6 protein-coding genes are annotated in these 7597 nt (G+C 70.1%); 4 read left to right on the forward strand and 2 right to left on the reverse strand.

Going from position 1 to position 7597, the window contains the following annotated elements:
• Window positions 1-176: 176 nt before the first annotated feature.
• Window positions 177-911, reverse strand: coding sequence for a (Fe-S)-binding protein (locus ACZ6SD_RS12070; protein WP_465316945.1), 735 nt, complete (start codon window positions 909-911; stop codon window positions 177-179).
• A 196-nt stretch (window positions 912-1107) separates the two neighbouring features.
• Here ACZ6SD_RS12070 and ACZ6SD_RS12075 point away from each other — a divergent pair, with 196 nt between their 5' ends.
• Window positions 1108-3516, forward strand: a complete 2409-nt coding sequence (locus ACZ6SD_RS12075; RefSeq protein ID WP_465316946.1) for a Tex family protein — start codon at window positions 1108-1110, stop codon at window positions 3514-3516.
• A 706-nt stretch (window positions 3517-4222) separates the two neighbouring features.
• Here the strand turns inward: ACZ6SD_RS12075 and ACZ6SD_RS12080 are convergent.
• Entirely contained in the window at window positions 4223-5662 is a 1440-nt protein-coding gene (locus ACZ6SD_RS12080; protein WP_465316947.1) for an ankyrin repeat domain-containing protein, read from the reverse strand.
• Between the two features lie 61 nt (window positions 5663-5723).
• On the opposite strand from ACZ6SD_RS12080, the gene ACZ6SD_RS12085 reads away from it, so the two are divergent.
• The 3 genes from ACZ6SD_RS12085 (at window position 5724) to ACZ6SD_RS12095 (ending at window position 7367) form a co-directional block, all read left to right on the forward strand.
• Window positions 5724-6458 (forward strand): arginase family protein, encoded by a 735-nt coding sequence (locus tag ACZ6SD_RS12085; protein ID WP_465316948.1) that lies wholly within the window; start codon window positions 5724-5726, stop codon window positions 6456-6458.
• Window positions 6459-7048: 590 nt separating this feature from the next.
• The gene (locus ACZ6SD_RS12090) at window positions 7049-7177 is read left to right on the forward strand and encodes a tetratricopeptide repeat protein (protein WP_465317043.1); all 129 of its coding nucleotides are present in this window, start codon (window positions 7049-7051) and stop codon (window positions 7175-7177) included.
• The gene (locus ACZ6SD_RS12095; protein ID WP_465316949.1) at window positions 7140-7367 is read left to right on the forward strand and encodes a tetratricopeptide repeat protein; all 228 of its coding nucleotides are present in this window, start codon (window positions 7140-7142) and stop codon (window positions 7365-7367) included. The genes ACZ6SD_RS12090 and ACZ6SD_RS12095 overlap by 38 nt, the downstream gene beginning before the upstream one ends.
• Window positions 7368-7597: the final 230 nt, after the last annotated feature.

The raw sequence follows: 7597 nt of genomic DNA on the forward strand, positions 1-7597 counted from the left end.
CACCGGGCCACCCCACCAGCTCGACGCACCCACGGACCCACCCGCAAGGCCAACAACCCGCTCACAACCTCGCTCACGCGGCCACCTCACTGGCTTGGCGCCCGCGCGCACCGCTGCGCTGTGTTGGCGATGTGGGAGAAGCAGGCACTGGATCACCGATCCGCTCGCACGCGCGCTCATGCGTCCTCCCCGCTCGCCAGGATCTCCGCCACGTGCATCACGCGGACGCCTGAACGTTGACGGGAGAGCATGCCGCCGACGTGCATCAGGCACGAGTTGTCCACCGCCGCCAGCACCTCCGCCCCGGTCTCGCGGACGTGGCGGGATTTGTCCGCGCCCATGGCGACCGACGTGTCCGAGTTCTTCAGCGCGAACGTGCCGCCGAAGCCGCAGCACTGTTCGGCTCCCGGCAGATCGACCAGGCGCAAACCCCGGACCGCTCGCAGCAGCGCCGTCGGGCGATCCGCCAAGCCGAGCATCCGCAAACCGTGGCAGGTCGGGTGGTAAGTCACCCGATGGGGGAAAACCGCGCCGACATCGGTCGCGCCAAGCACGTCGACCAGGAACTCGGTGAACTCGCGCACCCGCGACCCGGTGTCCGCCACGGCACGGGCGAGCCCGGGGTCTCGGGCGATCTCGGCGACCCTCGGGTGGAACTCGCGCACCATCGCCACGCACGAGGCCGAGGGCGACACCACGTGGTCGATGCCCGCGAAGTCGTCGACGAACTTGCGCACCAGGGGAACGCATTCCCGCTGGTAGCCGGTGTTGAAGTGCATCTGGCCGCAACACGTCTGCGCGGCAGGGAACACCACTTCGTGCCCCAGCCTTTCCAGCACGCGCACGACCGCGCGCGCCGAGGCGGGGAACATGGTGTCGTTGAAGCAGGTCACGAACAGCCCTACGCGCATCGGTCCTCCCTTCCAGTCCAGTCTCGTGCCGGTCGTGGCGTGTCGCTGTCCTTTATCGCACGTCTGGCGATGGGCCGGGAAAAGTTATCCACAGGCTCCGAAGTTATCCACAGGCGCTTGCCCCCTGGCTGCCACGACGCCGCGGAGTCCGACACAATGCAGGTCTGGGACGTGACAAGGAGCGGAAGCGGGAGCGATGACAGCGCCAGCGCAGGGGATCCATCAGCGCATCGCCGAGGAACTCGGCGTGCGGGAGCGGCAGGTGACCGCCGCGGTCGAGTTGCTCGACGGCGGCGCCACGGTGCCGTTCATCGCGCGTTACCGCAAGGAGGTCACCGGCACTCTCGATGACGCGCAGCTGCGTCAGCTCGAAGAGCGGCTGCGGTACCTGCGCGAGCTGGAGGACCGGCGCACGGCCGTGCTCGACTCCATCCGGGAGCAGGGCAAGCTGGACGACGCGCTGACCGCGCAGATCATGGCGGCCGACTCCAAGGCCCGCCTGGAAGACATCTACCTCCCGTACAAGCCGAAGCGGCGCACCAAGGCGCAGATCGCCCGCGAGGCCGGGCTGGAGCCGCTGGCCGACCGGCTGCTTGAAGACCCCTCGCAGGACCCGCGCGAGGTCGCGGCCGGGTTCATCGACGCGGAGAAGGGCGTCGCGGACGCCACGGCCGCGCTCGATGGCGCGCGGTCCATTCTGGTCGAGCGGTTCGCCGAGGACGCCGACCTGATCGGCGAGCTGCGCGAGCGCATGTGGAGCAAGGGCGTGCTGGCCTCGAAGGTGCGCGAGGGCAAGGAAGAGGACGGCGCGAAGTTCGCCGACTACTTCGACTTCTCCGAGCCGTTCGGCAAGCTGCCGTCGCACCGGATCCTGGCGATGTTCCGGGGCGAGAAGGAGGAGGTCCTCGAACTCTCCCTTGAGCCGGACCCCGATGTCGACCCGACGGTGATTCCCCCGGTCCGCAGCGAGTACGAGGTGCGGATCGCGCAGCGGTTCGGGGTGGCCGACCAGGGCCGCCCCGGTGACAAGTGGCTGTCGGACACCGTGCGGTGGGCGTGGCGGACCCGCATCCTGGTCCACCTCGGCATCGATCTGCGCGCCCGGCTGCGCCAAGCGGCCGAGGACGAGGCCGTGCGCGTGTTCGCGGCGAACCTGCGCGATCTGCTGCTGGCCGCGCCCGCGGGGTCGCGGACGACGATGGGGCTGGACCCGGGCTTCCGCACGGGAGTGAAGGTCGCGGTCGTGGACGCGACGGGCAAGGTCGTGGCCACCGACACGATCTATCCGCACGTCCCCCAGCAGCGGTGGGACGAGGCGCTGGTGACGCTGGGCAGGCTGGCGGCCCAGCACAAGGTCGAGCTCATCGCGATCGGCAACGGCACGGCCTCCCGGGAGACCGACAAGCTGGCGGGCGAGCTGATCAAGAAGTTCCCTGAGCTGGCGCTGACGAAGATCGTGGTGTCCGAGGCGGGCGCGTCGGTGTACTCGGCCTCGGCGTACGCGTCGCAGGAACTGCCGGGGCTGGACGTGTCGCTGCGCGGCGCGGTGTCGATCGCGCGGCGCCTGCAGGACCCGCTGGCCGAGCTGGTCAAGATCGACCCGAAGTCGATCGGGGTCGGCCAGTACCAGCACGACCTGTCCGAGGTGAAGCTGTCGCGCTCGCTGGACGCGGTGGTCGAGGACTGTGTGAACGGCGTCGGGGTGGACGTCAACACCGCGTCGGCGCCGCTGCTGACCAGGGTGTCCGGCATCGGCGCCGGTCTCGCGGAGAACATCGTGGCCCACCGGGACGCCCATGGGCCGTTCCGCTCGCGCACCGGCTTGAAGGACGTGCCTCGGCTGGGCGCCAAGGCGTTCGAGCAGTGCGCGGGCTTCCTGCGGATCCCGTCCGGCGACGACCCGCTGGACTCGTCCAGCGTGCACCCCGAGGCCTACCCGGTGGTGCGGCGCATCCTGGCCAAGACCGGTGGCGACCTGCCATCCCTGATCGGGAACACCGGCAAGCTGCGGGCGCTGCGGCCGCAGGAGTTCGTCGACGAGAAGTTCGGTCTGCCGACGGTCACCGACATTCTGGCCGAACTGGAGAAGCCGGGGCGCGACCCGCGTCCGGCGTTCAAGACGGCGACCTTCGCCGACGGCGTGGAGAAGCTGGGCGACCTCAAGCCGGGAATGACGCTGGAGGGCGTGGTCACCAACGTCGCGGCCTTCGGGGCGTTCGTGGACATCGGCGTGCACCAGGACGGCTTGGTCCACGTCTCCGCGCTGTCGAAGACGTTCGTGAAGGACCCCCGCGACGTGGTCAAGTCGGGCGACGTGGTCAAGGTGAAGGTCCTCGATGTCGACATCCCCCGCAAGCGCATCTCGCTGACGCTGCGCCTGGACGACGAGATCCCCGCGCCGGGCACCGCGACCTCCGGCGGGCAACGGCGGGACGGCGGCGGCCGGGGGAACCGGGGCCAGGGCAACGGCTCGGGCGGCAATGGCTCCGGCAACGGCGGCGGCCGGGGGCAGGGCGCGGCGCGCGGCCAGCGGCGGAACGACGCACCAGCGGCGGGGGGTGGCGCTTTGGCGGATGCTCTGCGGAGGGCGGGCTACAAGGGGTGACCACCGAGCCGCGCTTTGGACAGCGGAGTGGCCACAGGGCTGCGCGCACTGGCTCGGGCATGGTTTACGGCGTGGGCGCACGGCTCCGCGCAGCGACTCGGTCCCGGTTACAGCGCATGGCTGCGCCCAGTGAGGCGGCCGCTGGGTAGGGCCAACTGCTGATCATGCCTGTCCCGGACGTGCTGTGGACGGCTTGGCTGGGAGCTGGCCGGTGGTCGGGTTAGCGCGATGACCGGTGTGGCGCATCGGGGCTTCGGCGGTGTCGTAGGCGCGGAGGTGGGCTTCGGGCTCGGCTGCACCGGAGGTGAGTGCGGCGCGGGCCGAGCACGAACTGTCCAGCTCAAGAGGCCAACGAGGCGAACTCCGGAACCCGGCAGCCCGAGACGGCTCCCGGGCTGGCCAAGCACGAGCTGTCCGGCTCAAGAGACCAACGAGGTGAACTTCGAGCCTCGGCTGCCCGAGGCGGCTCTCGGGCTGGCCGAGTTCGGGCTGTCGAGTTCAAGGGGTAGTAGTTCAAGGGGGCAGTGAGGTGGGCTGAGGAAACTCGACTGCGCTGAGAGTGCGACTCGACATGGCCGACCGCGGGTCGCGGGCGGTGGACCGGTTGGCCAGGGCAGGCCGTCGCGGACGGGTTCGGTGGCAGGGTTCTGCGCGACCTGGCGGTATCGGGGTAGCGGGTCCCGACGCTGTCGCGGCGAGGTTGGGGTCAGGGGGTGGGGCTGTGTGACCGCAGGAAGGCCGCCACTTCGTGCTGGTGGTTGTGCTCGGCCCAGTCCAGCGGGGTGGAGCCGAACTCTGAGTCCTCTGTGGACGGGTCGGCACCGAGGTCCAAGAGCAGGCGCACCAGGGGGAGGTTTCCGATGAGCGCGGCTTGGTGCAGGGCGGTTTCCCTGGCCGCCGCGTTGATGTTCCAGCCTGCTTCGGTCAGGACCCGGATGGCGGTGGGGCGGGCCTGCTCGGCCGCTTTGACTATGGCGTAAGGGTGTTCGTCTCTGGCGCGCGCCAGGAGGTCGGGGGGTGCGGCGCGGACCGTAGTGGCGTCGCCGCGTAGGGCTGCGGCGACCAGGAGGGTGACCTCGTCCAGATCAACTGGGTGCGCTCCGGCCGTTGTCAGCTGGTCGGCGATTTCCGTGTTGCCCGCGCGGATGGCCAACTCCAGTGGGCCGCGGCCGTGGTGTGTCGGGTGGCCGGGGAAGTCGGCGTTCGGGTCGACGCCGTGGGACAGGAGAAGGGCGACGCGGTCGGGGTGGTTGTTCGCGGCGGCCCAGAGGAGTTGGTCGTGCAGCATCTCGGTGGGCGTGGGGTGGCGGGGGGCCATGCGGGCGTGCCACGGTCCGCCGTCGCCAGTGCCTAGGCCGAAGTCGAAGAGCAGGCGCAGGTGGGAGTCGTCGCGGCCGAACATGCGGTTGTAGAGGGCCTGGCTGTCGTTCGGGTCGGCGCCCGCGGTCAGCAGGAGGCGGGCTAGGGGGATGGCCAGGCGGTGTTGTGGCTGGTTCGCGGCGTCTTCGCCTTCGCCGAGGGCGCCGGTGAGGGCGGTGAACGGGGAAGGGAGACCTTCCCAGAGGTAACCCGCGTTGGGGTCGGCTCCCGCGTCCAAGAGCAGGCGGGCAGTGGCGAGTGGGTCGCCGCCGTCCAGCCGGGAGTAGGTGAGGTAGAGCAGTGGCTCCCAGGCGTGCGGGCCGCCGGGGCGGGTAGCCAGTGTCGGGTCGTGGGCGAGCAGCGCGCGGGTGCGGTCGGCGTCGCCGAGTGCGGCGGCGGTGTGGATGCCCGCGTCGGCGATCTCGGGGTGCTCGGCCAGCAGAGCGGCGGCGTGGTCGATGCGGCTTGGGCTCTCGATGCCGTAGGTGAGGCAGGCGTGGGCCAGGAACTCGTCAGCCGGGTCGGCGAAGTCGGTGGCCCGGTGCGGGAAGCGGGTGAACCGCTCGATTAGGCGCAGGTGGTCGACCAGGCTTTGCCACTCCGGGAAGTCGTACTGGCGGGCCACCACCAAGCGGGCGGACTCGACGGTCAGCGGGCCTGGCCGGTGGAACTTCTCGACCAGGGTGGTTGCCCAGGTTCCGCCCTCGGCGTGTTGGTCGAGCAGGTCTCGTGCCTGCTTCTCGACGTCTTCCAGTTTGGCGTTGTCAGGCAGGTCGCGGGCGGCCACGCGCTCGACGCTACGCGGAAATCCCCTGCGTTCCCACCGAAATCCGCACTACAGTCCGGCGGTGACCACGATCCTCGTGCCCTACCACCAAGACGAACCGCTGGGCCCGGACACGATCCCGCTGCGCGAACCGACCGTCACCGTCCGGCCGGACCTGCCGGCGGGCGCGCTGTGGCCGCGCCTCAATGTCCTCCATGCCGCGGTGGCCGACGCCGTGGCCGCGCATGATCGCCCGACCGTGTTGTCCGGTGACTGCCTGGTCACCTTGGGTGTCCTCGCCGGACTCCAGCGGGCCGGGATCGACACGGCCGTCATCTGGTTCGACGCCCACGGCGACGTGCACACCCTCGAATCCTCGACCTCCGGCTACCTCGGCGGCATGGCGCTGCGCCTCGTCCTCGGCGCGCACGCCGACCTCGCCGCCGAGCCGCTCGGCCTGCGGCCGCTGCCCGAGGACCGCGCGGTGCTCGTGGACGCCCGCGACCTCGACCCCGCAGAAGCCGACTTCCTCGCGGGCGCACGGGTCCGGCGGGTCGAGGTCGGCGACCTGGCCGACCTGCCGGACGGTCCACTGCTGCTGCACATCGACGTGGATGTGATCGACGCGGCCGAGTTGCCCGGGCTGCTTTTCCCGGCGCCGAACGGCCCGTCGACCGACGCCGTCCTCACCGCCGCACGGCGGGTGATGGCGACCGGCCGGGTGGCGGCCACGCATGTGTCCCTGCCCTGGCACCCACCGACCGAGAACGACGGCCCGATCCGTGCGCGTCTGCTCTCCGCATTGATCGGCGACTGATCGCACACGGGGCAGCTTTATCGACGCCGCGCCTTCGAGTTATCCACAGATTCATTAACTCGAACGTGTCAGCGGCGGCGAGTTATCCACAGGTTTCGCGCGCCTCTTCTCCGCCTGCCCCAGCGCCGATAGACTGGAGCAGGGCCGGCCCCCAGGGTGGGTGGGGTTTGTTGTGGGGGCGTTTGGGGCGGATTTTGGTTCGCGTGTTTTGGTGGGGTGTTAGTTCGGCGCGCGGTATTTGAGCGGGTTGGTCTGTGAAGGCGTTTGCGAGGGGGCGATATGGGTGGGGCGGTGGGCTGGGGGGTGTCTCGTGGTCGGCGCTTTTGGGGTGCGTGGGGGGGTTGGGCGAGTGGGGTGATGTGGGAGAAGTTGCTGGGGGGCAGAAAAAGGGGGTGTGCGAGGCTGGGGGTGTGACTGAGGACGAGTGGGAACGGCGATTGGCTGCGGCTTGGGCTTCTCTTGACGAGCGGGAGGGGGTGGAGTTTCGCGGGGTGATTGACGGGCTGGCGGGCGAGTTGCCGGAAGGCAGTGCGGTGGCGGCGTTTGAGCGGGCCTGTGCGTTTGACTCGACTGGGGAGTCTGGGCGGGCGGTGCCGTTGTATCGGGAGGCGCTTGCGCGGGGGTTGGTTGGGGAGCGGCGTCGGCGGGCTGTGATTTCAGTTGGCCAGTTCGTTGCGGAATGTGGGGCGGGCGGGGGAAAGCGTCGAATTGCTCACTGAGGAGGTGGGGCGGGGGTCGGATCATTTGGATGACGCGGTGGCTGCTGTGTTGGCGTTGGCGCTTGTCGATGTTGGGCGGGAGCGGGAGGCGGTGTCGGTCGCTGTGGGGGCGTTGGCGAAGCATCTGCCTCGGTATCAGCGGTCGATGGCGAACTACGCCCGGGCATTGGTTGAGCCGGACCAGGGTTAGTGCGCGGCGAGAATGGGCGCCGATCGAAAGAAACCCGGCTAGAGCGCAGTCGGGACCGTCAGCGATCGAACTAAACCGGGCGGGCGCAGTCGGAAATCGTCTCCGACCGAGCCGAACCAGGACTAGGGCAGCGAGGCAGCGAGGCAGCGAGGCAGCGAGGCAGCGAGGCAGCGAGGCAGCGAGGCAGCGAGGCAGCGAGGCAGCGAGGCAGCGAGGCAGCGAGGCAGCGG

The organism is Actinokineospora sp. NPDC051303 (assembly GCF_055586285.1).

What these genes read in the sequence shown, in the direction of transcription:
- ACZ6SD_RS12075 (WP_465316946.1), top strand. Translation starts at nt 1,108, where the DNA reads ATGACAGCGCCAGCGCAGGGGATCCATCAGCGCATCGCCGAGGAACTC.
- ACZ6SD_RS12070 (WP_465316945.1), bottom strand. Translation starts at nt 911, where the DNA reads ATGCGCGTAGGGCTGTTCGTGACCTGCTTCAACGACACCATGTTCCCC.